Source organism: Dactylosporangium salmoneum, from assembly GCF_039532525.1.
In the GTDB taxonomy this organism is placed as follows: Bacteria; Actinomycetota; Actinomycetes; order Mycobacteriales; family Micromonosporaceae; genus Dactylosporangium; species Dactylosporangium salmoneum.
In genome coordinates this window covers 1-584 of sequence record NZ_BAAARV010000154.1, presented here as the reverse complement: position 1 = coordinate 584, position 584 = coordinate 1, and the positions used below count along the sequence as shown (strand labels likewise).

Genomic DNA, 584 nt, shown 5'->3' with positions numbered 1-584 from the left:
TAGGCGCGGTCGGCGAACATCTGGTCGGGTCGCTGTCGGGGCCGGCCGCGGCGGCCCCGCACGGGCGGGATCTTGTCGATCAGTGGCAGGAGTTCGGTGACGTCGTTGCGGTTACCGCCGGTCAGCGAGGCGCACAGCGGGATGCCGGCGCCCTCGGTCAGGACGTGGTGCTTCGAGCCCGCTCTGGCGCGGTCGACCGGGCTCGGTCCGCTTTTGGGCCGCGGCGAGCGGCGCGGACGTGGGAGGAGTCGATGACCGCCCGGGACCAGTCCAGTTTCCCTGCGGCGTGCAGTTCGGCCAGGAGCAACTCGTGCAGCTGCTGCCACACTCCGGCGAAGTTCCACTCCTCGAGGCGGCGCCAACAGGTCATCCCGGACCCGAACCCGAGTTCCTGCGGCAGGAACTCCCATTGGATGCCGGTGTGCAGCACGAACAGGATCCCGGACAACACCTGCCGATCTGGGATCCGGTTCCGCCCCGGGCGCCGTGGATCGCGTGGCACGGGCTTGGGCAGCAACGGTTCAATGCGTTGCCACAACCCGTCGGGCACGATCCACGGCGGCTGCTCGCCTCGCCGCACAGCT

1 pseudogene is annotated in these 584 nt (G+C 70.0%); it reads right to left on the bottom strand.

What is annotated here, in order from left to right:
- Positions 1-553, bottom strand: a pseudogene (locus ABD352_RS57445) (IS5 family transposase); the annotation flags it as partial.
- Between the last annotated feature and the right edge of the window lie 31 nt (positions 554-584).